General features: G+C 63.2%; 26 protein-coding genes. 12 read left to right on the top strand and 14 right to left on the bottom strand.

Going from position 1 to position 24,454, the window contains the following annotated elements; all coding sequences use genetic code 11:
* The first annotated feature begins 23 nt into the window (after positions 1-23).
* On the top strand, positions 24-1,124 hold the full coding sequence (locus tag GA829_RS05865) for a pyridoxal phosphate-dependent aminotransferase (RefSeq protein WP_195177607.1): 1,101 nt from the start codon (positions 24-26) through the stop codon (positions 1,122-1,124).
* Here GA829_RS05865 and GA829_RS05860 read toward each other — a convergent pair.
* Positions 1,114-1,356 carry a hypothetical protein gene (locus GA829_RS05860; protein WP_195177606.1) on the bottom strand — a complete coding sequence of 81 codons (243 nt, stop codon included), beginning with the start codon at positions 1,354-1,356 and terminating at the stop codon, positions 1,114-1,116. The two genes, GA829_RS05865 and GA829_RS05860, sit on opposite strands and share 11 nt — an antisense overlap.
* Here GA829_RS05860 and GA829_RS05855 point away from each other — a divergent pair.
* Both GA829_RS05855 and GA829_RS05850 read left to right on the top strand, forming a co-directional pair.
* Complete coding sequence (locus GA829_RS05855) at positions 1,345-2,583, top strand: MFS transporter (protein WP_195177605.1); 1,239 nt, start codon at positions 1,345-1,347, stop codon at positions 2,581-2,583. The genes GA829_RS05860 and GA829_RS05855 overlap by 12 nt on opposite strands.
* Positions 2,584-2,635: 52 nt before the next feature.
* Positions 2,636-2,944, top strand: coding sequence for an NIPSNAP family protein (locus GA829_RS05850; protein WP_195177604.1), 309 nt, complete (start codon positions 2,636-2,638; stop codon positions 2,942-2,944).
* A 22-nt stretch (positions 2,945-2,966) separates the two neighbouring features.
* Here GA829_RS05850 and GA829_RS05845 read toward each other — a convergent pair whose 3' ends face one another.
* The 6 genes from GA829_RS05845 to hemC form a co-directional block, all read right to left on the bottom strand.
* A complete protein-coding gene (locus tag GA829_RS05845; protein ID WP_195177603.1) occupies positions 2,967-3,683 on the bottom strand; it encodes a glutamine amidotransferase in 717 nt (238 codons plus the stop codon).
* 14 nt (positions 3,684-3,697) lie between these two features.
* Entirely contained in the window at positions 3,698-4,177 is a 480-nt protein-coding gene (locus GA829_RS05840; RefSeq protein WP_195177602.1) for a tellurite resistance TerB family protein, read from the bottom strand.
* 36 nt (positions 4,178-4,213) lie between these two features.
* Entirely contained in the window at positions 4,214-5,827 is a 1,614-nt protein-coding gene (locus tag GA829_RS05835) for a heme biosynthesis protein HemY (RefSeq protein WP_195177601.1), read from the bottom strand.
* Between the two features lie 10 nt (positions 5,828-5,837).
* A complete protein-coding gene (locus tag GA829_RS05830; RefSeq protein ID WP_195177600.1) occupies positions 5,838-7,313 on the bottom strand; it encodes a COG4223 family protein in 1,476 nt (491 codons plus the stop codon).
* Between the two features lie 109 nt (positions 7,314-7,422).
* A complete protein-coding gene (locus GA829_RS05825; RefSeq protein ID WP_195177599.1) occupies positions 7,423-8,133 on the bottom strand; it encodes a uroporphyrinogen-III synthase in 711 nt (236 codons plus the stop codon).
* Between the two features lies 1 nt (position 8,134).
* Positions 8,135-9,061: a hydroxymethylbilane synthase gene (hemC, locus tag GA829_RS05820; protein ID WP_195177598.1), complete on the bottom strand. Its 927-nt coding sequence runs from the start codon at positions 9,059-9,061 to the stop codon at positions 8,135-8,137.
* A gap of 101 nt (positions 9,062-9,162) precedes the next feature.
* On the opposite strand from hemC, the gene tsaD reads away from it, so the two are divergent.
* The 7 genes from tsaD (at position 9,163) to GA829_RS05785 (ending at position 13,918) form a co-directional block, all read left to right on the top strand.
* Entirely contained in the window at positions 9,163-10,248 is a 1,086-nt protein-coding gene (gene tsaD / locus GA829_RS05815) for a tRNA (adenosine(37)-N6)-threonylcarbamoyltransferase complex transferase subunit TsaD (protein ID WP_195179534.1), read from the top strand.
* Positions 10,245-11,243: an NAD(P)H-dependent glycerol-3-phosphate dehydrogenase gene (locus GA829_RS05810; protein WP_195177597.1), complete on the top strand. Its 999-nt coding sequence runs from the start codon at positions 10,245-10,247 to the stop codon at positions 11,241-11,243. The genes tsaD and GA829_RS05810 overlap by 4 nt, the downstream gene beginning before the upstream one ends.
* A gap of 23 nt (positions 11,244-11,266) precedes the next feature.
* A complete protein-coding gene (locus GA829_RS05805; protein WP_195177596.1) occupies positions 11,267-11,563 on the top strand; it encodes a YciI-like protein in 297 nt (98 codons plus the stop codon).
* A gap of 34 nt (positions 11,564-11,597) precedes the next feature.
* Complete coding sequence (locus GA829_RS05800) at positions 11,598-12,023, top strand: EVE domain-containing protein (protein ID WP_195177595.1); 426 nt, start codon at positions 11,598-11,600, stop codon at positions 12,021-12,023.
* On the top strand, positions 11,978-12,676 hold the full coding sequence (locus GA829_RS05795; protein WP_195177594.1) for a class I SAM-dependent methyltransferase: 699 nt from the start codon (positions 11,978-11,980) through the stop codon (positions 12,674-12,676). Before GA829_RS05800 ends, GA829_RS05795 begins: the two co-directional genes overlap by 46 nt.
* 62 nt (positions 12,677-12,738) lie before the next feature.
* A complete protein-coding gene (locus GA829_RS05790) occupies positions 12,739-13,155 on the top strand; it encodes a DUF1761 domain-containing protein (RefSeq protein ID WP_195177593.1) in 417 nt (138 codons plus the stop codon).
* A 16-nt stretch (positions 13,156-13,171) separates the two neighbouring features.
* Positions 13,172-13,918, top strand: a complete 747-nt coding sequence (locus GA829_RS05785) for a glycosyltransferase family 25 protein (protein ID WP_195177592.1) — start codon at positions 13,172-13,174, stop codon at positions 13,916-13,918.
* Between the two features lie 9 nt (positions 13,919-13,927).
* On the opposite strand, the gene gcvA is transcribed toward GA829_RS05785, so the two are convergent.
* Together gcvA and GA829_RS05775 are read right to left on the bottom strand one after the other, a co-directional pair.
* The gene (gene gcvA / locus GA829_RS05780; protein ID WP_195177591.1) at positions 13,928-14,875 is read right to left on the bottom strand and encodes a transcriptional regulator GcvA; all 948 of its coding nucleotides are present in this window, start codon (positions 14,873-14,875) and stop codon (positions 13,928-13,930) included.
* Between the two features lie 485 nt (positions 14,876-15,360).
* Positions 15,361-15,897, bottom strand: coding sequence for a L,D-transpeptidase family protein (locus tag GA829_RS05775; protein ID WP_195179533.1), 537 nt, complete (start codon positions 15,895-15,897; stop codon positions 15,361-15,363).
* A 144-nt stretch (positions 15,898-16,041) separates the two neighbouring features.
* Between GA829_RS05775 and GA829_RS05770 the strand changes: the two genes are divergently transcribed.
* Both GA829_RS05770 and GA829_RS05765 read left to right on the top strand, forming a co-directional pair.
* Entirely contained in the window at positions 16,042-16,725 is a 684-nt protein-coding gene (locus GA829_RS05770) for a response regulator transcription factor (RefSeq protein WP_195177590.1), read from the top strand.
* Between the two features lie 202 nt (positions 16,726-16,927).
* Positions 16,928-17,383 (top strand): cyclic nucleotide-binding domain-containing protein, encoded by a 456-nt coding sequence (locus GA829_RS05765; RefSeq protein WP_195177589.1) that lies wholly within the window; start codon positions 16,928-16,930, stop codon positions 17,381-17,383.
* A gap of 157 nt (positions 17,384-17,540) precedes the next feature.
* On the opposite strand, the gene GA829_RS05760 is transcribed toward GA829_RS05765, so the two are convergent.
* From GA829_RS05760 to GA829_RS05740, 5 genes are all read right to left on the bottom strand, one after another.
* Entirely contained in the window at positions 17,541-18,347 is an 807-nt protein-coding gene (locus GA829_RS05760) for an exodeoxyribonuclease III (RefSeq protein WP_195177588.1), read from the bottom strand.
* 308 nt (positions 18,348-18,655) lie between these two features.
* A complete protein-coding gene (locus tag GA829_RS05755; RefSeq protein ID WP_195177587.1) occupies positions 18,656-19,342 on the bottom strand; it encodes an outer membrane lipoprotein carrier protein LolA in 687 nt (228 codons plus the stop codon).
* A gap of 149 nt (positions 19,343-19,491) precedes the next feature.
* Positions 19,492-22,161 (bottom strand): FtsK/SpoIIIE family DNA translocase, encoded by a 2,670-nt coding sequence (locus tag GA829_RS05750; protein ID WP_195177586.1) that lies wholly within the window; start codon positions 22,159-22,161, stop codon positions 19,492-19,494.
* A gap of 248 nt (positions 22,162-22,409) precedes the next feature.
* Positions 22,410-22,685 carry a hypothetical protein gene (locus GA829_RS05745; RefSeq protein ID WP_195177585.1) on the bottom strand — a complete coding sequence of 92 codons (276 nt, stop codon included), beginning with the start codon at positions 22,683-22,685 and terminating at the stop codon, positions 22,410-22,412.
* A gap of 411 nt (positions 22,686-23,096) precedes the next feature.
* On the bottom strand, positions 23,097-24,452 hold the full coding sequence (locus GA829_RS05740) for an ammonium transporter (protein WP_195177584.1): 1,356 nt from the start codon (positions 24,450-24,452) through the stop codon (positions 23,097-23,099).
* Positions 24,453-24,454: the final 2 nt, after the last annotated feature.

The raw sequence follows: 24,454 nt of genomic DNA, 5'->3' as shown, positions 1-24,454 counted from the left end.
ACCAGGCTCTGGGAGGGGCAAAGATGAATTACACCAGGATGGTGATCGAGAAAGAGGCGCCCGAGGAATACGGCTACGACCGCATCCGCTACAACCTCTCGGAAAGCTCGATCGCCGACCAGAAGCTCTCCGACCTTGGCCTGTCCCTGCCCGATCTGACGCTTTTCTATGGCGAGCATCGCGGCGACAAGGAATTGCGGGCGCTGATAGCGGCGCAAGACAAGGGCATCTCAGCCGACGACGTGCTGGTCACCGCCGGCGCTGCCGGCGCCCTGTTCATCATCTCGACCTCGCTGCTGTCCGCCAGCGATCATCTCGTCGTTATCAGGCCGAACTATGCCACCAACATCGAAACCCCTAGGGCGATCGGCTGCGCCATCAGCTTTGTCGATCTGGCCTTCAAGGACGGCTTCGCCATCGATGTTGCCCGCATCGAAGCGGCCATGCAGCCGAACACCCGGCTGATCAGCGTCACTTGCCCGCACAACCCGACTGGCACGATGATGAGCGAGGCAGCGCTCGATGCGCTGGTGACGCTGGCGGAAAGCCGGAACTGCCATCTGCTGGTCGACGAGACCTATCGCGACCTCTCCTATGGCCGGCGCCTGCCATCGGCGGCCTCGCTGAGCCCACGCGCGATCAGCGTCTCATCGCTGTCCAAGGCCTTCGGCATTCCCGGCATCCGCATCGGCTGGCTGATCACGCGAGATCCCGACCTCCAGGAAAAATTCCTTGCCGCCAAGGAACAGATCGGCATCTGCGGCAGCGTCATCGACGAGGGCATTGCGCGCGGCATGCTGCAGCGCCGCGACGCTTTCCTGGCGACACTGCTGCCCGAGATGACCAAACGCCGTGACATCGTGCAGGCCTGGATCGACGGCGAGCCGCTGGTCGACTGGGTGCGGCCAGAGGGCGGCGTGGTTGGCTTCCCCCGGTTGAATGTCGATCCCGATTTCGACCTCGACCGGTTCTATGTGAACCTGCTGGAAAATCATGGCACCTATGTTGGGCCGGGCCACTGGTTCGAAATGCCAAAACGCTTCTTCCGTGTCGGCTTTGGCTGGCCGACCGAAGCTGAACTCAGGGGTGGTCTCGACGCCATTTCGGCGGCAGTCAGGGAGTAACATCCTCGTGCGGCCGGTCGAACAGCCTGAAAATTTCTTGATACAGCGCTGATTTTGCCGCATATGCGCAGCGAACTCTGACAAGTTTCATTGGCCGGAACAGCGCCCATCCGGGAAGTGCCCCGCCGGCCATCGCATCGGCCCGAAAATCGGTTTCGATTTTCGGAAAGCGCGATGCGAAGACCAAAAAAGTGTTGCCTTCGCAACGGGGCCTTACTGCATGAATTCCCAACAGATATCACCTGATCAGCGCTACGCCGCGTTTCGTCACCGCTCGTTCCTGAGCTACTGGGCGGCGCGGTTCCTCACCACATTCGCCACCATGATCGTTTCCGTCGCGGTCGGCTGGCAGATGTATGACCTGACCCGGAATCCACTTGATCTCGGCCTGGTCGGCATCGTCCAGTTCCTGCCTTCGCTGCTGCTGGTTCTGGTCACCGGCGTCGTCGCTGACCGCTTCGGCCGCCGCCTGATCATGGCGATTGCAGTGGTCGTGGAGGCGATATCCGCTCTCACCTTGCTGGTCTTGACCGTGCGCGGCATCAGCGGACCACTGCCGATCTTCATCGTGCTTGCCATGTTCGGTACCGCCCGTGCCTTCTTTGGCCCGGCCTCGGCCTCGCTGTTCGCCAACCTGGTGCCATCTGAGGATTTCGCCAACGCGATCGCCTGGAATTCATCGGCCTGGCAGACCGCCACCATCGTCGGGCCGGTAGCCGGCGGCCTTCTCTACGGCGTGTCGGCGGAAGCCGCCTATGGCACCGCCGCCGTGCTGATGCTTGCGGCTGGAGCACTGATTTTCACCATCCCCAAGCCCTCGCAACACACCGAAGCCGAGAAGCCGACACTGGAGAACCTGTTCGCCGGCTTCCGTTACATCTGGAGCGAGAAGATAGTGCTTGGCGCCATCTCGCTCGATCTCTTCGCCGTGCTTTTGTCGGGCGCCTCGGCACTGCTGCCGATCTATGCGCGCGACATCCTCCAGCTCGGCCCGTGGGGCCTCGGCCTGCTGCGCTCGGCTCCCGGCGTTGGTGCCATCTGCGTCGCGGTCTGGCTGGCTGGCCATCCGATCCGCAATCACGCTGGCATGATCATGCTCTGCTTTGTCGGCCTGTTCGGCGCTTTCACCGTGCTGTTCGGCCTGTCGACCATCACCTGGCTGTCGATCGTGGCACTTGCCTTCCTTGGCGCCACCGACATGTTCAGCGTCTACATCCGGGAGACCTTGATCCAGCTCTGGACGCCCGACCATGTGCGCGGCCGCGTCAACGCCGTCAACCAGGTCTTTGTCGGCGCCTCCAACGAAGTCGGTGAATTCCGCGCCGGCACGATGGCGGCACTGATCGGCACGGTTCCAGCTGTGGTGATCGGCGGCATCGGCGCCATCGCGGTCGCCGGCCTGTGGATGGTACTGTTCCCGCAGCTGCGCAAGGTACGCCACCTCAATGGCAGAAACTGATGCTTTTTCTGGCTAACCGCCGGCATGTCTCATCCAAATCACAGGAACTGTCATGATCACCTGTCACCTGAAATATGTCATCGACCCCTACAAGCTTGCCGAGTTCGAGGAATACGGCCGCCGCTGGATAGGTCTCGTCAATCGCCTCGGCGGAAACCATCACGGCTATTTCCTTCCGAGCGAGGGAGCCAACAACATCGCCTATGCCATGTTCAGCTTCCCGAGCCTCGCCGCCTACGAGGACTATCGCAAGCGCATGGCCGCCGACCCGGAATGCCAGGAAGTGTTTGAAACGGAAAAGCGCAATCGCAGCATTCTCAGCTATGAGCGCAGCTTCATGCGGCCGGTGCTCGAGCCGTAAATAGCAATTCGAGGAAATCGAGCTACCGCACCGCCGGCTTGCCGAAAATCGTCCGCAAGAACTCGTCGAGCCAACGCTTCAGATGCATGTCCCAGATCAGCCGGCCGCCGAGATGGTCGCGGCCGGGCTGGGCACCCGGCAATTCGAAGCGATGCGCACCGCGCACCACCCATCGCTGCATCATCACCCTTGTCAGCTCGCCATGGAACTGGATGCCCCAGGCATTGTCGCCATAGCGGAACGCCTGGTTGGGATAGGCGTCGGCGGTCGCCAGCAGCGTTGCGTCCCTGGGCAGTGAAAAGCCCTCGCGGTGGAACTGGTAGACCATGTCGGGCCAATGCATGAGCCTCCTGCCGGCTTCGGTCGCCTTCAGCGGATACCAGCCGATCTCGACCAGACCTTCGCCGTGCCCCTCGACCTTGCCGCCGAGATGGTTGACCAGCATCTGCGCGCCAAGACAAATGCCAAGGAACGGACAGTTCTCCTTCAGCGGAATCTTCAGCCAGTCGGTCTCGCGGCGGACGAACTCATCTTCGTCATTGGCGCTCATCGGCCCGCCGAACACGACGGTGCCGGCATGGCCTTCGAGGGTTTCCGGCAGTGTGTCGCCAAGCGGCGGCCGGCGGATGTCGAGATCGAAGCCTTCTTCCAGAAGCATATGGCCGACACGCCCGGCGCTCGAATTCTCCTGATGCAGCACGATCAGGATCTTTGGCTTCGAACGCGTTCTGGGCGGCATGGGCAGGCGAGATCCTATTCGTCGCTTGACGTTCCGGTCGCGCCAGGCGCCTGCGCCGCTGCCTTGCGGCGTGCATCGACGCGATCCTGACGCTCGACGCCGATCAGTTCAGCGACGCGCCACACCGTGTTGTCTTCCAACTCGTGCAGCTCGCCATCGGCATAAACGATTTCCCACATCAGGCCGATGAAGGCCTTGCGCGCGTCGGCGTCGAGATGGCGCTTCAGCACACTGGTGAAGGCATAGAGGTCGATCGCCTCATTGTCGGCCCGCTCGCCGGCGGCGGCCAGCGCTTCGAGTTCCTCACCGCTGATCGAATAGCTTTGCGCCAGCACCGCCTTGAACCGCTCCCACTCGACGTCCTGACGCACGCCATCGGCGTTCATCACATGATAGAGAAGGGCCGACGCGGCGACGCGCGGATCATCCGCACTGGGGCGGGCACCGGCGCCATTCGGCAAGTCCTTCAGAAATGATAGAACGCGTTCGAACATCAATTCATTCCCACTGAGCCGGCCGATTCGGTCAAATCAAAACAAGCGGAACCGGCGCGGCGACTTCTCCGCCTCGTCGTCGGGATCGACACCCGGATCATCGGGCAGCCGCGCCAGCTCTTCCGCCGGGTCGACAGCTTCGGCGTCGGTCGGCACGGCGGCGAAAGCGGCGGCGGTGACCGGCGTGACGTGATCCTCGGGTTCATCCGCTGCTGGATGCTTTCCAGCGGATGTAACCTTATCCGTCGAAGCAACTGCGTGATCGATCACCTCGATCGGCTTTTCCCTGACAGGCTTCGCCGGAGCCTCGATGGCTGGCACCGGGGTGGCCGCATCGTCATGGCTGTCGATCAGATGGTCAAGGCGCTCCATCGGCGCGCGCCATTCGAAGGCGTCGAGCTTGCCTGTGACCGGCGACACCGGTGCCCAGCGCTCGGAAATGACACCGTCGGCGACCCAGGCCGGATCGCGCGGCGCCCGAACGGCTTTAGACAGCAGCTGCCGCACCTTGCCCTGGTCGCCGGTCTCGGCCTCCTCGATATCGGCCAGCAACAGATAGGCGCCTTCGCGGCGGTCCATCCGGATCGCGGCTTCCGCTTCGCTACGGGCCGTCTTGTAGTCCTGCGCATCGAGAGCCGCGCGCGCCACCGTCATCGACGATTCGGCGTGGTTCTTCTTCATCTCCTGCAGCTTCTTCGCCCGGTTCAACCGGTCGAGTACCGCGTCGCCCGGCCGGGCATGCGTATAGAGATCGGCGATCTCTGGATGCGGTTCGGCCTTCCAGGCCGCCTCGAGGATCTTTGACCCCTTGCGCACGTCGTTCTGCCGGAACAGCGTCGTCGCCGCGGCGACCGCGGCCGGGGCAAAATCGGGACACAGCCTGTTGGCTTCGACGGCAGCGGCCTTCGCTCCATTGGGATCGCTGTCGAGCAGCGCCTGCGCCTTGGCGGTGAGCAGCACGGCGCGGCGGCGGTTGGCGGCATCGCGCTCGATCTGGCGTGTCGATTTCTGCGCCTCGACCAGTTTCAGCGCACCATCCCAGTCACCGCGCGCGGTGAGCTCTTCCAGCGTCGATTCGGCGGCCCAGGCCAGTTGCGGCGCCACCGCCGCCGCGCGGCCGGCATAGTGCCTGGCCGCGTTGCGGTCGCCGAGCCGTTCGGCTTCGAGATAAAGTCCGCGCAGGCCGAGCAACCGCATTTCGGGATCGTCGAGCATGGCCTCGAATTTCTGCCGAGCACCCTCGTGATCACCCTCGAGCAGCGAGGCCTGCGCTTCGAGCAGATGGATCAGGGGCTCCTGGTCGGAACGGATGAGCTTTGCCGCTTCCTTGGTCTTCTTGCGCGCCAGCGCGCCATCGCCGGCACCGGCGGCGATCATGCCCGTCGACAGCGCCTGGTAGCCACGGTCACGGCGGCGCACGCGGAAATAGCGCGAAATCGTATAGGGACTGTTCCACAGCGACTTGAGCAGCCACCAGAAGATCATCACCGCCGCGACAACGGCGACGACAGCCACCGCCGCCACCATCAGGCTGACCTGATACTGGTAGCCGCTGAAGGTGACGACCATGTCGCCCGGCCGGTCGGCCAGCCAGGCAAAGCCCAGGCCAAGAGCGAAGACGACGATGAGGAAGGCAAGGATGCGGATCATTGTCTTGTCCTCATGCCTTCATCGCGCCGGCAATCAACGCGTCGATCAGCGTTTCGACTTCGGAGCGCGCCTTGAGTTTGCCGGCAAAGTCCGCACCCGCCGCCTTTGCTGCTTCGGGCAGCGTGTCATATTCGCTGAGCGCCTTGGCATAATCGCCTTGATTGACCGCCACTTCCATGCGCGCCACCGTTTCCGGCGCGCCCGGTCCCTGGACGGCGCCGATCGGCCGGACCTTGACCAGCGATTCGGCGCTCGACAGAAGATTCTGCAGGAAGCCGGCATTGGCATCGACAGGCGTCGCGGCGGCAATCATCGCACTGGCGGCGGCATCGACCTGGGTCGCTATCTCGACCCTGGTTTCGACGCCCTTTTCGGCATAGGCGCGCAGCGACGCCAGTTGCGGCGCCTCGGGTGAAATCGCGGCGAAGGTTTCGAGCTCGGCCGCGAACGGCGCGCCACGGTCCAGTGCTGCTTTCAGTGCAGAGGCAGCGATGGCGAGCGCGATCTTCGGCTGCGAAGCCTGCGCCTCGACCTTGCCGGAAAGCTGCGACACCGATTGCTCCAGCGTTGCCAGCCGGCCGTCCTGTTTTGTTGCCGCCTCGCCGGCCGATTTCACCAGCGCATCAAGACCGGCCAGCTTCTCGTTGAGTGGACCGAGATCGACCGGCGCCGTATTGCTCGCCTGGCCAAGGGCCGCGACCGCGCTTTCGATCTGCTTGACCTTGTCGCCCAGGGCGGCAAGGCCAGCACTGTCGCCGGCGCCACCTTGCTGAACCGCCGATTTCAACGCCGCCACATCGGTCTTGACCTGATCCAGCGCCGAGGACAGTCCAGCCACCTGGCCGGCCGTATCCGAATTGCCACCGGCTTCCCTAAGCGATGCGATTTCGCCCTTCAGAGCGGCAATCTGGCCGTTGACCCCCTCGAGCGAAGCAGCGCCGGACCCCGGCGCGCCGAGCAGGCCGGCGAATTGCAGCCCACCGGCGCCCACCAGGGCGATGACGCCACCGATGATGCCAGCGGCGATGCCATTGATGCCGCCACGCTTCGCGGCAGGAGGTGTCGGTGCCATTCTTTCAGCCCGTGTCTCGGTTTTTGCTTTGCTGTCATCAGGTTGCGCGCGCTTTGCCGCCGCATCCTCGAAACTGTAGTCGAAGGTCTTCGCCGCGCTTGCCGGAGCGTCCGAGACGCCGGGATAGCTGGCTTCCGGTTCGCTGGCGCTCTTCGAAGCCTCGGCCGGCTGTTCCGATTCGGCTTTCGGGGCATCGCTGTGCTCCCAGGGCTCGAGGTCGGTCTGGTCGGCATGCACCGGCTCGTCGGGCGTCTCGGGCTGCGACGCGGCTGCCGCGTCTTCCATCTTGCCACCTTCGGCCTGTGTCTTGACAGCCTCGTCATCGACGATGCGCGAAACCGCGCCGGGCTCAAGATCGATGGTCACCGGTTCGCGGCGGTTTTTCGAGTGTCGCATCTTCGGCGTCTTGACCATGCCTGGGCTCCGCAAATTCGCTTCGTCTCAACGCCTGGAGGCGCATGATGGTTCAGAAAGGGTCTAGCACATCACCAAGCGGTGAAAAGGGGCGGTGTGATGACGCGGCTCAGCGCCAGTCACGCAAAAGCGCCAGCAAAGCCTCTTCATCAGGCTCCGCCGCGATGCGGATTTCCTTGCCGGCAGCCTCGTCAAGAGCGCCGGCAATACGCTCGGAAAGCGCGAAAAACTGTGTTTTTTCAAAGAGCTTGGCCAGGGCAGGCCGCTTGGCGAGGGCCTGCAATGCGGCCGCCGCCTTGGCCGAATAAAGCAGCACCGCATCGGCGGGCTGGCCGGACAGATGAGCAAGGATCGCCTCGTCCGAATAGCTCACGGCAAGCGTGTCATATGTCTCGATGGCATGTACCTCAACGCCTGCCGCTTTCAACCCTTGCTCGAACGCCGGAAACCGCACACGCCCGCACAGATAAGCGATCGCCTCGCGCGAGAATTCCCGAGCAAGACTATAGGCAAGGGCTTCGGCATTCCCCGAACCTTCACTGACTGACAGAAAGCCCGCCTTGCGCGCGGCTTCCGCAGTCTTTTTGCCGACCGCGTGACAGGGCAGTCCGGCAAGTGCCGCGACGATTTCTCTCGGGGCATGGCGTACGGCATTAGCGCTGGTGATAGCGACCGCGACGGCGTTCTTGGCGGGTGGATCGGCCGGCAACGCGACCGTCTCGGTCAGCGGCAGCAGAACCGGCTGAAAGCCTTGTTCCTGCAGCAGTCGCGCGGTGCGGGAGGCGCCGGGTTCCGGTCTCGTCACCAGAACGCGGAGCATTTTAGAGCCAGCCGTCGAAGAATGTTTCGCCGGCTTCAGCCCGAACGGTCCGGGCGGCTTCGTTGCCGATGCGGGCCGCCTCTTGCGCCGGGCCTTGCATCTTGACCGTATGCGACTGCGTGCCATCCGGCGAGATGATCAGGCCGTCGAAAGACACGATGCCGTTGGCGATCACCGCATGACCAGCGATCGGCGTGCGGCAGGAGCCGTCGAGTGCAGCCAGGAAGGCGCGCTCGCAAGCCAGCGCCTGCCCGGTCGGCACATCGTGGATTGCCGCCAGCATCTTCTCGACATCGCGGTCGCCGATGCGGCTTTCGATACCGATCGCGCCTTGCCCGGGCGCCGGCGGAAAACCATCGAGCGGCATCAGGTCGGTGACGACATGTTCGAGACCCAAGCGCTTGAGCCCGGCATAGGCCAGGATCGTGCCGGCGGCGATGCCTTCGTCCAGCTTGCGCAGGCGCGTCTGCACGTTGCCGCGGAACATCACGACATCCAGATCCGGCCGCATCCGGCGGATCAACGCCTGCCGCCGCAGCGACGACGAGCCGACCTTCGCGCCACGCGGCAGGTCGGCTATGGCTTTCGCGACCTTGCCGATAAATGCATCGCGCGCATCCTCGCGCGGCAGGAAGGCGGAGAGTTCCAGGCCATCGGGGAGCACTGTCGGCATGTCTTTGGACGAATGCACGGCAATGTCGATGCGGCGCTCAAGCAGCGCTTCCTCGATCTCCTTGGTGAACAGCCCCTTGCCGCCAGCCTCCGACAGCGGCCGGTCCTGGATGCGATCACCGCTGGTCGAGATTGCGACGACTTCGAACGCCTGTTCGGGCATGCCATGCGCGGCCATCAGCCGCGCTTGCGTCTCATGGGCCTGTGCCAGCGCCAGCGGGCTGCCGCGTGTTCCGATTCTCAAGATTGTTTGCATGGCGCGCGGTCCGTGATAACCCCCGGCTGGCTTTGCGTTTCCGGGCACTCTCCTAACGAGGAACGCCCTGACATACAATCTCTAGGGATAGCGACGAATTGATCCGGGTTTTGGGCATTGAGACCAGTTGCGACGAGACCGCCGCCTCTGTGGTGACGCTCGATGGTGATGCCGCGCCGAAAATCCTCTCCAACATCGTGCTCAGCCAGATCGAGGAACATGCCGCTTTCGGCGGCGTCGTGCCCGAGATCGCCGCACGCGCCCATGTCGAGGCGCTGGACGGCATCGTCGAGGCCGCACTTGCCGATGCGGGCTTCGATCTTGCCGATATCGACGCGATCGCCGCCACCGCCGGTCCCGGCCTTGTCGGTGGCCTGATCGTCGGCCTGATGACGGCCAAGGCGATCGCCGCTGCCGCCAGCAAGCCGCTGATCGCCATCAACCACCTCGAAGGCCATGCCTTGACCGCGCGGCTGACCGACGGGCTCGATTTTCCCTATCTGCTGCTGCTGGTCTCCGGCGGCCATACGCAGATCGTCGCCGTGCGCGGTGTCGGCGACTATCAGCGTTGGGCGACGACCATCGACGACGCACTGGGCGAAGCCTTCGACAAGACGGCCAAGATGCTCGGCCTGTCCTACCCCGGCGGCCCCAATGTCGAGAAGGCGGCGGTATCGGGCAATGCCTCCCGCTTTTCCTTCCCGCGCCCGATGAAGGGCTCTGCGCAGCCCGATTTTTCCTTCTCCGGTCTCAAGACCGCGGTGCGCCAGGCAGCAACGGCTATCGCCCCGCTGAGCGATCAGGACGTCGCCGACATCTGCGCCTCCTTCCAGGTGGCGGTGGCCGATGCGCTGGGCGACCGCGTGGCCCGCGCGCTGAGCCGTTTTCGCCAGACCTTCCCGGAGACCAAGAATCCGGCGCTGGTCGTTGCTGGCGGGGTTGCCGCCAACCACACGATCAAGGCGACGTTGCAGGCGCAGTGCGACGAAGCGGGGTTCACCTTTGTCGCGCCGCCACTGAAGCTTTGCACCGACAATGCGGCGATGATCGCCTGGGCCGGCATCGAACGGCTAAGGGCTGGTATGGCGGAAGAAAACGGCTTCGATTTCGTGCCGCGTTCACGCTGGCCGCTGGACAGTATCTCGGCGCCGATGGTTGGCTCGGGCCGCCGCGGAGCCAAGGCGTGAGCGGCGGCAAAAGCAACTGGCACGTCACGGTGCTCGGCGGTGGCGCCTGGGGCACGGCGCTGGCGCTGGCCATGCTGCGCGCCGGCCACGCAGTGACGCTGTGGGCGCGTGACGCGGACACCGTCGCATCGGTCCGGCGCGGTGAGAATCCGCGCTACCTCCCGGGCATCGCCATCGAGCCCGGCATCGCGGCGAGATCAGACATCGGCGCGGCGCTCAAGGGCGCGGATTGCGTGCTGGCGGTGACGCCGGCGCAGTCGCTGCGCGCGATGCTGGCCGGTGCGAAAACCCATATGCCCAAAGGCGTCCCGCTCGTTCTCTGCGCCAAGGGCATCGAGCGCGAGACCGGCGCGCTGTTGTCGGCCATTGTCGAGGACATCTTGCCCGAGAATCCGGTCGCCGCGCTGTCCGGTCCGAGTTTCGCCACCGATGTCGCCAGGGGCCTGCCGACAGCGGTGGTGGTCGCCGCCCGCGACGAAGCGCTGGCCGCTAATCTCGCGGCCCGTTTCTCGGCCCAGAACCTGCGCTGCTATTCAAGCGACGACCTCACCGGCGTCGAAATCGGTGGTGCCTTGAAAAACGTCTTCGCCATAGCGGCCGGTGCGGTTACCGGCGCCGGGCTCGGCGCCAGCGCCCAGGCGGCAATGGTGACGCGCGGCTTCGTCGAACTGCGCCGTATCGGTGCCGCCTTCGGTGCAAGACCGGAAACACTGATGGGGCTTTCCGGTCTCGGCGACCTCTTGCTGACTTGCTCATCCGCCCAGTCGCGCAATTTCGCCTATGGGCTAGCGCTCGGGCAAGGCAAGCCGCTGGCCGGCCTGCCGCTGGCCGAAGGCGTGCCAACGGCGGCGATCGCTGCCCGCATCGCCACTGAGCGCCAGATCGATGCACCGATCATCGCGGCGGTGGCCGCCATACTGGACGGCACCATCAGCATCCGTCAGGCTGTGACCGCGTTGATGACCCGGCCCCTGAAGACCGAAACCGACGCCTGAAGAATTCAGACAAGGAGTGAAAGATGCTGTTTGCGTTGATTTGCAAGGACAAGCCCGGAAACCTGCAGGTGCGTCTCGACACGCGTCCCGAACATGTTGCCTTTCTTGAAGGGTTGAATGCCGACAAGAAACTGGCCTTTGCCGGCCCGTTCCTCGACGCCGACGGCAAGCCGAACGGCAGCCTCGTTGTGGTGGAAGCCCCTGATATGGCAGGCGCACAGGCCCTGTCCGCCGCCGACCCCTACGCCAAGGCCGGCCTGTTCGAGAGCGTCGAGATCCGGCCATGGAACTGGACCTTCAACAAACCCGCCACCGCGTGATAGACAACGGATCGAAGCAGAGGCGATCGCACAGATGAATTACTGGCTGTTCAAATCGGAGCCGTTCAAGTTCTCCTTCGACATGCTGAAGGAGAAGGGCAAGGCCGGCACGCAGTGGGATGGTGTGCGCAACTATGCGGCGCGCAACAACATGAAGGCGATGCAGGTTGGCGATCTCGGTTTCTTCTACCACTCCAATGAGGGGCTGAACGTGGTTGGCATCGCCGAGGTCTGCGCGCTGGCTCACCCTGACACCACCTCGGACGATCCACGCTGGGAGTGCGTCGATATCCGCGCCTTCAAGGATGTGCCGAACCCGCCGACGCTGGAACAGGTCAAGGCCAACCCCAAGCTCGCCGAGATGGCACTTGTCCGGCTTGGCCGGCTTTCCGTGCAGCCGGTCACCCCGGCCGAATGGAAGGAAGTTTGCCGCATGGGCGGCTTGATGCCGGCTCCGTGACAGCACTGACGCCAAACAGCGCCAGGCAATTCATTCTCGACAACACGGCGCTGATGGCGCCGCCGCATGTTCCGGAAATTCTGCTGCGCCTCGCCGACGAGGCGCATGACCTTTGGCAGCGGACGGAGGATGAGCTGGTCGAGATCGGCCTGCCGCCGCCTTTCTGGGCCTTTGCCTGGGCCGGCGGCCAGGGCCTTGCCCGCTATGTCATCGACAATCCCGAGATGGTGCGAGGAAAACGCGTGCTCGACTTCGCGTCCGGCTCCGGCCTTGTCGCCATCGCTGCCGCCAAGGCAGGCGCCGCAGAGGTGATCGCCGCCGACATCGACCCGTTCTGCGAGACCGCGATCCGTCTCAACGCCGAGGCCAATGCAGTCGGGATCGCGTTTCTCGGCGCGGACCTGATCGGCACGGATGATGGCTGGGACGTGGTCCTCGCTGGTGATGTCTTCTATGACCAATCCTTCGCCGACCGCCTGATGCCATGGTTCGCAACACTCAAGGCACGCGGCGCCGGGATTTTTGTCGGTGACCCCGGCCGTTCGTACCTGCCCAGGGCAGGATTGCAGCCGCTTGCCTCCTACGAAGTGGCGGTGACGCGCGCCCTGGAAGATTCACTGGTCAAGCGCACCACGGTCTGGCGGTTTGCTTGACGCGATCAACGAACAGGCGTTCCATCGAGGCTTGGTAGAGACATCATCTGGTGGGGGAAGTCATGGATTTTTCAGCAGTGAACTGGCTGGCGGTGGTGGTCGCGGCCGTGGTGGCGTGGCTGTTCGGCGCGGCCTGGTATATGGGCCTGAGCAAGCCATGGCTCAAAGCCGCCAGGATTGACCCGAGTGCCATGAAGAGGTCGCCGCTGCCATATGTCGTCAGCTTCGTCGCCGAGCTCATCATGGCGCTCGTCATGGCCCTTGTCGTCGGCGCCATGACAGGCGGCGAGCCGACATGGCTTGCCGGGCTCATCTTCGGCTTTGTCCTCTGGCTGGGCTTCGTCGCGACGACGCTTTCCGTCAACCATCGCTATGAAGGGTTTGGCTGGGACCTGACCATCATCGATGGTGGTCACTGGCTTGGCGTCCTGCTCATCATCGGCGCGGTGATCGGCTGGTTCGGCGCCGCCGCCATTTGATGCTGACGAGGTCTTGATGCCAGGAGAGAATTCCCGATTTCCCGACGAACTGGTGTTCACCCGGGTCTGCCACGTCAAGCAGGGCTACGAGGATCGCCGCCAGCACATCGTCAAGGAATTCGACAGGCGCGGTGTTCCGTTCGAGTTCTATACGGATTGGGATCGGCAGGACATCACGCCGGAGATTCGCGACCGGTTGATCGCGCCTGACTTTGTCCATACGGCGCGCGTTTCGTTGGCCCTCAAGCATGTCGGGATCTGGCAGGCCTTTCTCGAAACCAGGCTGCCATATTGCCTGGTTTTCGAGGATGACGTGTTCCTGGCGCGCGATTTCGTCGCCAAGTTCCGGCAAGGACTGGCCGAGTTCGGCGACCCTTCACGCAATGCCGTCATCTATCTCGGCAATGGCAGCAACTACTACACGCCGAGCTGGAAGTTGCGGAAGGGGCAGAAACTGTACCCGGCGCTGCACGCCAGATGCGCCGATTCCTACCTGATCACGCGGCCGGTGGCCGAGGCCCGCTGCGCCTGGATCGCTGAAAACAAGATATCGCTGCCGATCGACCACCAGATCGAGCAGATCGACGAGCGGCTCGGCATCGAGATGCTCTGGTTCGAACGGCCGGTTGTCGAGCAAGGCAGCGAAAACGGCGCCTTCCAGACCTCCGTTGCCGGCAAGCCGCATTCGCGCCTGTACAAAAAGCTGCAGTGGAACTGGAAGAAATACAACCGGATGATCTTCGGCCATAGCGCCCGGTCTTGAGGGTTCAGCCTATGCCGCGCCGCCTGGATTCTTGTCCACCGTGGGCGTCTTTGCGACCTCTTCGAGCAGCCATTCGCGAAAGGCCACGATGCGCGGATCGTTGACTGACGCCTGGGGGTAGACCAGGAAATAGGCGAATTCCGGCGCAACCTTGATGCCGAGCGCGAAGGGCCGGACCAGCCGGCCTTCGGAAAGGTCGTTCGCCACCATGGCGAAATCGGCGAGCGCCACGGCATTGCCGTCGAGCGCCGCCTGCGTGGCATCGGTGGACGACACGAACACCAGGGTGCGGCTGTCGTCGAAATCGTCGACGCCGGCGGCCGCCATCCACATGCGCCAGTTCGGCCATGTCACGCCTTGCCGCACCCATTCGATGTGAGCCAGCGTATGCTGGAACAGATCGCGCGGCTCGCGCAGCGGCGGGCCGGACGCCAGAAGGGCCGGACTGCACACGGGAATGATGATGTTGTCGAACAGGCGGTGCGTGCAAAGGCCCGGATATTTGCCGGCACCGAAGCGGATGCCGACATCGACGTCATCAAGGTCGAAATCCCGCACATCATAGGTGATGTCGAAGCGCAGCTCGATGCCTGGCCGCTGCTTGCGAAAATCGTCGACACGCCGCATCAGCCACTTGGTGGCGAACTGCGCATCCAGTGTCACCTTCAGCAATTCCGTGCCGCGCGTCATCTTGCGGGCGCGCGAAACGGCGCGGCCAAGCAGATCGAGCGCGTCGGTCGAGGCTTCGAACAAGACCGCGCCGGCCTCGGTCAGCCGGATGGTCCGGCTGGTGCGCGTGAACAGCGTCATCCCGAGCTGGTCTTCTATTTCCTTGATCTGGTGGCTGACGGCGGCCGGCGTCAGGCCGAGTTCATCGGCGGCGCGGGTGAAATTGAGGTGACGGGCCGCCGCCTCAAGCGTTCTGAGCGCGCGCGTTCCGGGCAGCAGCCGGGCCATCAGGGCAAACCGGAAACGGGATGGATCACAGTGCTCGATCCTCAAAGAAAACTTGATGATGAGACGAAAACTACTCGTTTCTCCTCACCATTTCAATGCTGCATGATGTGATCATCAAACCAATATCAAACCGGATTTGATGTCCGGAGCAAATGGATAGCATCATGTCACACATCGCTCTGAGAGCCCCCTAACCACCCGCACGACCTGGTTGCATGAAGTCGTTGAGTGGCTCCGCCTGGCAAGGGTCGCGGTCAACCTCCCGCATCAGGATGTCGAGAACCTCTCGGATCGCCACTTGCGTGACATCGGCGCCACCCGCAACGATGTATCCAGAGCAATGGACCGCGAGACCGGCCGACTCGGCCTCCTCGATATCGGCTGGCAGCAGCCAAGGCGAAACAGGAGGTAGCGCAGCACGGAAGCGCTCCGAAGCACCCTCCTACTGCCTACTGCCTACTGCCTACTGCCTACTGCCTACTGCCCTACCTTACCACCCTCACCACCGTACGGTCCGACAGCAACGGCAACAGCCGCGCCATGGTGCGGGCCGTCACGGCGACGCAACCTTGCGTGGGCGTGAAGCCTGGCCGCGCCAGATGGAAGAAAATGGCGCTGCCGCGCCCACGGCGGCGCGGCGCCATGTTCCAGTCCAGCACCAGGCAGGCATCATAGAGCCGGTCGTCGCGCAGCATCCGCTCATGGCTGGCGCCATAGGGGATCTTGACCGGGCGGTTGTAATTGCGGTCGTCGGGCACCTCGCACCAGCCGAGGTTGGGTGCGATCGGCGCCATTGCCAGCCTGGTACGGCGGCCGCCGGAGAACTGGTCTCCGCGAAAATATCCCGACAAAATCCGCATTGATGCCAGCGGCGTGGCGCCATCGCCCTCCCGCTTGTCGGCGGAGATGCCGCCGCGCCCCAAGGCGCATGCAAACACGGTTTTGCCGGCCTGCAGAAACCCCTGGGTTGGGTGTCCGGGCCTAGCCCGCACGGTCAGTACGCGCAGCCCTTTTGGCAAAATTGCGCCGGCTGCATTGCGATCGCGTTTTTTCTTGTATGATCGTGCCACGGAACAAATCACTGTGAACGGCTGTTACGTCGGTCAGCTTCCGCATAAACAGGCAGCGGTCAACTGAATTTTCTTTTCAAAACAACGGATTGATCCATGACTTCACGCACCATTCTAATCGTTGATGACGATGACGACCTGCGCGGCACGCTGGTCGAGCAATTGTCCCTTTATGAGGAATTCGACGTCCTGCAGGAATCGACCGCGGCAAAAGGCGTCAATGCGGCGCGCGGCGGTCTCATCGACCTGCTCATCATGGATGTCGGCCTGCCTGACATGGATGGCCGCGAGGCGGTGAAGATATTGCGCAAGGGCGGCTACAAGGCGCCCATCATCATGCTGACCGGCCACGACACCGATTCCGACACGATTCTCGGTCTGGAAGCCGGCGCCAACGATTATGTGACCAAGCCGTTCCGCTTCGCGGTGCTGCTCGCCCGTATCCGCGCGCAGCTTCGCCAGCACGAGCAGAGCGAGGATGCCACGTTCTCGGTCGGCCCCTACACCTTCAAGCCGAGTCAGAAACTGCTGCTCGACCAGCGCGGCGGCAAGGTGCGGCTGACGGAAAAGGAAGCCTCGATCATCAAGTATCTCTATCGCGCCGACCAGAAAGTGGTAACGCGCGACGTGCTGCTCGAGGAAGTCTGGGGCTACAATTCCGGCGTCACCACGCACACGCTGGAAACCCATGTCTACCGGCTGCGTCAGAAGATCGAGCGCGATCCTTCCAATGCGGAAATTCTTGTGACAGAAAGCGGCGGCTACAAGCTGGTTCCTTAAACATTTCATTATCCAATAAGCGCTCGGGGCGGGGACGCTTTTTCGGGTACGGTCCTGAAACTGGAGGCGGTTTGGATCGGACTCGCCCGCGCATCGAAAGCACGATGCGCAGGCTCAAGGTGCTAGAGCGTCCTTTGCGCGTCCAAGGGACGCGAGGCGCTCTAAAGGAGGAGCTGGACTATCGGTTCGGGGACATAGCTAGATGGCGCTGGATGACGACATCCGCATCCTGTCCGCCGTGAGGCTCTTCGAGGGTTTCACGCAGGAACAGTTGCGCCTGCTCGCCTTCGGCGCCGAGACCACCTTGCTGCAGGCCGACCGCAAGCTCTACCGCGAGGATGACGAAGCTGATTCCGCCTATGTCGTGGTCAGCGGCCGCATTGCGCTCTACCGGGAGCAGGATGGCGAGCGCGTTGCGCTCGGCACCGCCGGCCCCGGCACCATGCTGAGCGAACTGGCGCTGATCGCCGACACAAGGCGCCTGACGAGTGCCTCCGCCGCGACCGATTCGGAAGTGATCCGGCTGAGCCGCAAGATGTTCCGGCGCATCCTGGAGGAATATCCCGATGTCGCGGCGCAGCTGCACCAGCGCATCTCGGAGGAATTCCAGGCGATGATCCGCCGCATCGAGGAACTCGCGCCCCGCTTTTCAGGGTGACTTGGCACTGACGCCTCAGGTGTGCCGAGATTCAGGTCAGGCCGAGCCGAAAACGGTGGGCTCCGAGAACCGGAGCGGAGCGTACTAAAAGTACGTGAGCACCGGAAGCGCAGGAGACTGCCGTTTGCAGGCCGGCCTCACCTGAATACCGACACGCCTATTCGAGGTCGAACCGCGCAATGACAGGCACATGGTCCGACGGCCTGTCCCAGCCGCGCGCGACGCGCAGGATTTCATAGCCGGCAAAATCCGCCACCAGATTGGGCGACGACCAGACATGGTCGAGCCGTCTGCCTTTGTTGGCGGCATTCCAGTCCTGTGCTCGATAGCTCCACCACGTGTAGAGCTTCTGCTCGAGCGGCACGTTGAGCCGCATCAGGTCGACCCAGTTGCCGGCGAGCCGCATCGCTTCGAAATTCTCGGTCTCGACCGGCGTATGGCTGACGACTTTCAGCAATTGCTTGTGCGACCATACGTCATGTTCGAGCGGCGCGATGTTGAGGTCGCCAACCAGCACCGAGGCCGAAACTTCATCGTGCTCGGCGCGGATGGCATTCATCTCGGCGACGAAATCCAGCTTGTGCTTGAACTTGCGGTTGATCTCCGGGTCGGGCTCGTCGCCGCCGGCCGGAACATAGAAATTGTGCAGCAGGATCGTCTTGCCGCCGGCCCGTACTGTAACCGACAGATGCCGGCTGTCCTCGATCTCGCAGAACCGCCGCTTCTCGACGATTTCGATCGGCCGCCGCGCCACCGTGGCCACGCCGTGGTAGCCTTTCTGGCCATGAAAGGCGACGTGCTGGTAGCCAAGCTGATGGAACGCATCGACCGGAAACAGCTCGTCGGGACATTTGGTTTCCTGCAGGCAGAGCACGTCCGGCTGCTGCTCGACGAGCAGGCGCTCGACGATCGGCATGCGCAGCCGAACGGAGTTGATGTTCCAGGTGGCGATGGAAAAGGGCATGGCAAAAATCCGGCAAGCGTAATACCGCCAAAGCCGGGTGGCCCTGCGGTCAAAACGCCCTAAAAGAGTCCGCCGGGAACCTGCCAGCCACCCGAGGCAAAGACAAGCTCCGCCAGTGCGCTCATCGAGCGCGCACAAACTGGCTTAGCCATCTGATTTGACGGGAAATTATCTTCGCGTATGCGATTTCAGGGCTCGTTCGCCACGGCATGGCGAACCGCTTTCCACAACTATCGTGGCAAGCGGCCCGCCGTTTGTGCCGAGATGACGCAGATCAGCATCGGAGCCGGATGGGCCTGCAACAGGCTCTAGCGGTTAGAGCCGTTGGTGTTGAGCTGACGGTTGGCGGCGTAGTCGATGGCAAAGGTATCGGCTGCGAAGCTGACGCCTTCCTTGACGTTGAAGATCATCACCGTGGTGTCCTTGCCTTGCGCGTCGGTGATCGTCCACTGACGCAGTTCATAGGACTTCGGATCGAACATCATGGTGATCCGGGAATTGCCGAACACCGATTTGTCGGCAAGCTGGATGGTGGTGAGATCGTTCTCTTCCTTGACGGCTTTGACGCGATCTCCGGAGAGGTCGATCTTGTTGTCGAGCAACAGCTTCAGCGGCGTCTTCGACAGCGGGTAGAGATCGGACGTGTTCAGCTTCTTGTTGAGAATGACCACCGACTTGCCGTCGGAGATGACCTTGAAGTTCGAGGAACCGTCATAGTTGAAGCGGATCTTGCCCGGCCGCTCCAGAAAGAACTTGCCGCCGGTCTGCTCGCCCTTCGGGCCGAACTGGACGAACTCGCCGGACATCGATTTGACCGAGGAGAAATGGTCGGCGATCTTCTGTGCCGCCGCCGGCACAGCCGCCTGCGCCGAAGCCAGCAACTGGAACCCTGGCATCACATTCAAGGCCGCGGCACCGGCAATGGCCAGGCCAAAGCCAAGCAGCTGCCGCCGGGTCGGGGCAAAATCGCCGAGCGCGGAAAGATCGTTTTTCATGCCGGTCACTCTCATCTGATTCCTGATTTGTCGCCGTCCTTGAACCCCCACTGGGGCTGAAGTTTGGCGGGATGCACGAGCCTCAGTTGCAGCAACGCTTCGAAAGGGTCAAAGTTTCCATGGAGACGAATGTCGTCTTCCGGGCCCGTTCAGAACTTGTCGTCTTCGGTCGGCACCAGGATTTCGCGCTTTCCAGCGTGGTTGGCCGGGCCGACGATGCCTTCCTTCTCCATCTTCTCGATGATCGAGGCAGCACGGTTGTAGCCGATGCCGAGCCGGCGCTGGATATAGCTGGTCGAAGCCTTGCCGTCGCGCAGCACCACGGACACCGCCTGATCATAGGGATCGTCGGAATCCTCGAAATTGCTGTTGCCGCCGCCGTTGCCCGAACCGCCCTTGCCCGACGGTTCGTCGTCGTCCTCGCCATCGTCCTCTGTGATGGCGTCGAGATATTCAGGCACGCCCTGCAGTTTCAGATGCGCGACGATCTTCTCGACCTCCTCATCGGCGACAAACGGCCCGTGGACGCGCTGGATGCGGCCGCCACCGGCCATGTAGAGCATGTCGCCCATACCGAGCAGCTGTTCGGCGCCCTGTTCGCCAAGGATGGTGCGGCTGTCGATCTTCGACGTCACCTGGAACGAGATACGGGTCGGGAAATTGGCCTTGATCGTGCCGGTGATAACGTCAACCGACGGACGCTGCGTCGCCATGATGACATGGATGCCGGCGGCGCGCGCCATCTGCGCCAGACGCTGCACCGCGCCTTCGATATCCTTGCCCGCGACCATCATCAGGTCGGCCATTTCGTCGATGATGACGACGATATAGGGCATTGGCTCGAGATCGAGATTCTCGGTTTCGTAGATCGCTTCGCCGGTCTGGCGGTCAAAGCCGGTCTGCACCGTGCGCGAGATCTTCTCGCCCTTCTTGTCGGCCTGGCTGACACGCGCGTTGAAGCCGTCGATGTTGCGCACGCCGACCTTGGACATCTTGCGGTAGCGGTCTTCCATCTCCCGCACGGTCCATTTCAACGCCACCACAGCCTTCTTGGGGTCGGTGACCACAGGGGTCAAAAGATGCGGGATGCCGTCATAGACGGAAAGTTCCAGCATCTTCGGGTCGATCATGATCAGCCGGCATTCCTCCGGCTTCAGCCGGTAGAGCAGCGACAGGATCATCGTGTTGATGGCGACCGACTTGCCGGAACCGGTGGTGCCAGCGACCAGCACGTGCGGCATCTTGGCGATATCGACGATGACCGCCTCGCCATTGATGGTCTTGCCCAGCGCCAGCGCCAGCTTGGCCTTGGTGGTCTCGAAATCCCGGCTGGCCAGGATTTCGCGCAGATACACGGTCTCGCGCTTGGCATTGGGCAGTTCGATGCCGATAGCATTGCGGCCGGGCACCACCGCGACGCGGCAGGCGATCGCGCTCATCGAGCGGGCGATGTCATCGGACAGGCCGATCACCCGCGACGATTTGATGCCGGGCGCCGGCTCAAGCTCGTAAAGCGTGACCACCGGACCCGGACGAACGGCGATGATTTCGCCCTTGACGCCGAAATCCTCCAGCACGCCTTCGAGCAGACGGGCATTCTGCTCCAGCGCGTCCTTGGACAGGCTGGCGTCGCGCACCACGTTCTTGGGCTCGGACAGGAAATGCAACGACGGCATTTCGAACTTTTCCGAGCCGATCAGCGACGTCTGCGCTTCGCGCTGGACGCGGGCGCCGGGGGCCGGACGCGGTGCCGGTGCCTCGACACGGGTGGCTGCGTCGGAACGGAACTGCTGCACCTTGGCATTGGGCGAGGCGCGGCGCTGGCCGACAGGCTCGGACTCCGAATCAAAATCCATGTCGTCATCGGCTTCAGTCTCGAAGACATCGGCATCGTCAGGGTCGAGCGAAACGGTCCTGTCATTGACCATCGCAGCGAAGAATTCAGGCTCGACGCGGGCGCGGCCGTCGGCGCTCATGCGTGATTCGGCGAACTCGGCCGATTCGACCCGTTCGGCGGCGCGGCGCCAGGCGCTGGCGCGCGGCTCCATCTGCGGCTCGAAATCATCCTCTTCGCGGCGGCGCGCGGCGCGGCGGCGAAGGTAGGCGCGCAAGGACAGCCACCAGTGGGTGATGGCGCCAAGCGCCAGAATGCCCTCGTCGCCCTCGTCTTCCTCATTGTCGAACAGGGGATCATCCTGATCGCGCGGATCGACGACGGATTCCTCCTGGATGGCAAAGCCGTTCTTGCGGCCGATCAGGGCCGAGCCAAAGGCGAAAAGCCAAAGTGTCGGTGCCGCCAGCAAGAGGGCGATGACGCTGGCGACCAGCCCGGTCGGATAACCGCCAAGGACAAGTCCCGGAATCTTGAGCACCATGTCGCCGAACACGCCGCCAAGACCGGTCGGCAAGGGCCAGGTCTTGGGTGGCACGACGCAGCCGGCGATCGCCGCGGCAAGCAGCGCGTAGCCGAACCAGAACAGCCCGCGCTTCGGCAGCCTGTCGACCCCGCGCGCACTGAACAGCAGGAAGCCCCAGATCACGGCCGGCACCAGCGCCGCGACGGCGGCGAGGCCGAAGAACTGCATGGCAAGATCGGAAAACACCGCGCCGGCATAACCCATGGCGTTGGTGACGGTGTTGGCGGTGGCGTGCGAGAAACTTGGATCAGCGACGTTCCATGTCGCCAGGCTGGCGACGCCGAAGGCGACCACCGCGAACAGGCTGGCACCGACCAGCCGGCCGACCTGACGCCGCGCGAACGCCTGGATGCCGTGCCCCGTATCGGCTAGCGCAAGCGGTGCTGAAGCCCCTGAACGCATACCTCGTTCCCCGTCTGTCATGGACTGACCCGGGCGCATGACGCACTCCGGCAGATTCGAATGCCAGACTATCGGGGGGAAGGTTAAGGGCGCATTAACCATGGCGCATACGCCGGTGCTTCACGCAAATAACTGTCGGCCGGGCGAAGCGGCGCGGCTCTCGGCGGCCCTCAACGACGATGGCGGGCACCGCGCCCGCCATCGTTCCTTCGACATAAAACGATCAGGCGTTGGCCTGATCGCGGCGCTTAGTTGTTGCCGCCGAGCATTTTCACGTTGGCGCAGAATTCAGCATGCGGCTTGCTCATCGCCGCATCCTGGCATTCCTTCTTCATTGCTTCCTGCTTTTCCATCGGCATCGCCATGAAAGCAGTCTTGAATTCCGCCATCGGCTTCATGGTTTTCATGCCGGAATCGGTGAAGAACGGCGCCATGTTATCCGGCTCGTCGAGAGCACCGGCAAATGCCACGCCGCTGACCATGGAAAGAGCGAGTGCTCCGAGGCAGATATTCTTGAAGTTCATGAGAAAATTCCTTCCCTGTTGTTTGTCCGAGCGCCAACATGACGATCGTCCTCACAGTTCGGGGCGAAAGCGGTCGATGTTTCCTCAAAAATCCACATCACGCGAACGTGATTGCCCGGATCGCGGCATAGCCAGAACGATTCAACCAAAAAAGAGGCCCGGACATGATCCGGGCCTCAAAGCGTGAACTCCTTTCGGGAGCATCACGACGGGATTCAGAAGCAATTCCAGGAAAAGTGTTCTGCGGTTTTCCGTCCGGAATTGCGTGGGGATTGGGGACCGGCGGGAGGAGGGTTCCGCCGGTCCCCTGTTTGCATGCCGTCAAAAGCGCATAGCGGTTTTGGAACGACGGCATGCACAGACCGAGACCGGAAGCGCGTCGCCCGAAGCGGCGCGCTCCCGTCGAAGGCCTTACGGCACCACTTCGCCATGCTGGCTGATGTCGAGACCTTCGACTTCGTCCTGCTTCGTCGGGCGCAGGCCGACCAATGCCTTGACGATGTAGAGGATCACGAACGTCGCGACCGCCGTCCACACGATGGTGACGGCAACGCCGTAGATCTGCTTGCCGAGCGAAGCGCCCGACGACAGGCTGTTGATCGCCGGATCGGCAAGCACGCCGGTCAGCAAGGCGCCGACCACGCCGCCGACGCCGTGCACGCCGAAGGCATCGAGCGAGTCGTCATAGCCGAACATGTGCTTGACCTTGACCGCCGAGATGTAACACACGACGCCAGCCACGATGCCGACGATGAAGGCGCCGGTCGGATTGACGAAGCCGGAAGCCGGCGTCACCGCTACCAGGCCGGCAACGGCGCCGGAGATGATGCCGAGCACGCTCGGCTTCTTGGCGATGATCCATTCCGCGAACATCCAGGCCAGCGCCGCGGCTGCGGTGGCAACCTGCGTGTTGAGCATGGCCGCACCGGCGAGACCGTCGGCCGCGAGTTCCGAACCGGCGTTGAAGCCGAACCAGCCGACCCACAGCAACGAAGCACCGATGACCGAATAGACCAGGTTGTGCGGCGCCATGTTGGTGGTGCCGTAGCCTTCACGCTTGCCAAGAACCAGGGCGCAGACCAGACCGGCAACACCGGCGTTGATATGGACGACCGTGCCGCCGGCGAAGTCGAGAACGCCAGCTGTGCCGAGGAAGCCGCCACCCCAGACCCAATGCGCGATCGGGACGTAGACGACCAGCAGCCACAGCGCCATGAAGATCAGCAGCGCCGAGAACTTGAACCGTTCGGCGAAGGCGCCGGCGATCAGCGCAGGCGTGATGATGGCGAAGGTCATCTGGAACATCGAGAAGACGAATTCCGGAATGTTCGCCACCCCAGGCAGCCACAGGCTGGCGGTGGTGATGCCGTGGTGGAAGAATTTCGAGGTGCCGCCGAGATAGCTGTTCATGCCGCCGCCGTCGGAGAAGGCCAGCGAGTAGCCGAACATGAACCACAGCACCGTCACCAGACAGGTGATGGCAAAGCTCTGCATGATGGTGGCGAGCACGTTCTTCTTGCGCACCATGCCGCCGTAGAACAGCGCCAGGCCCGGGATGGTCATCATCAGCACCAGCGCTGTGGAGGTCAGCATCCAGGCGGTGTTGCCGGTGTCGAGCACCGGGGTGGGAGCAGCCGCCGGTGCCGCAGCGGCCACGGCCGGCGCCGCTTGCTGCGCGAAGGCGGCGACCGTGCCCAATGCTGCGAGAGCGAGCGAGCCCAAGAGGGCGGCGCGTCCCGTCGTCTTCAAGGTGGAAGGAATATTCATTG

The organism is Mesorhizobium sp. INR15 (assembly GCF_015500075.1).
Lineage (GTDB): Bacteria > Pseudomonadota > Alphaproteobacteria > Rhizobiales > Rhizobiaceae > Mesorhizobium.
The sequence above is the reverse complement of the archived record's forward strand: the minus strand, read 5'-3'. Positions and strand labels throughout refer to the sequence as shown.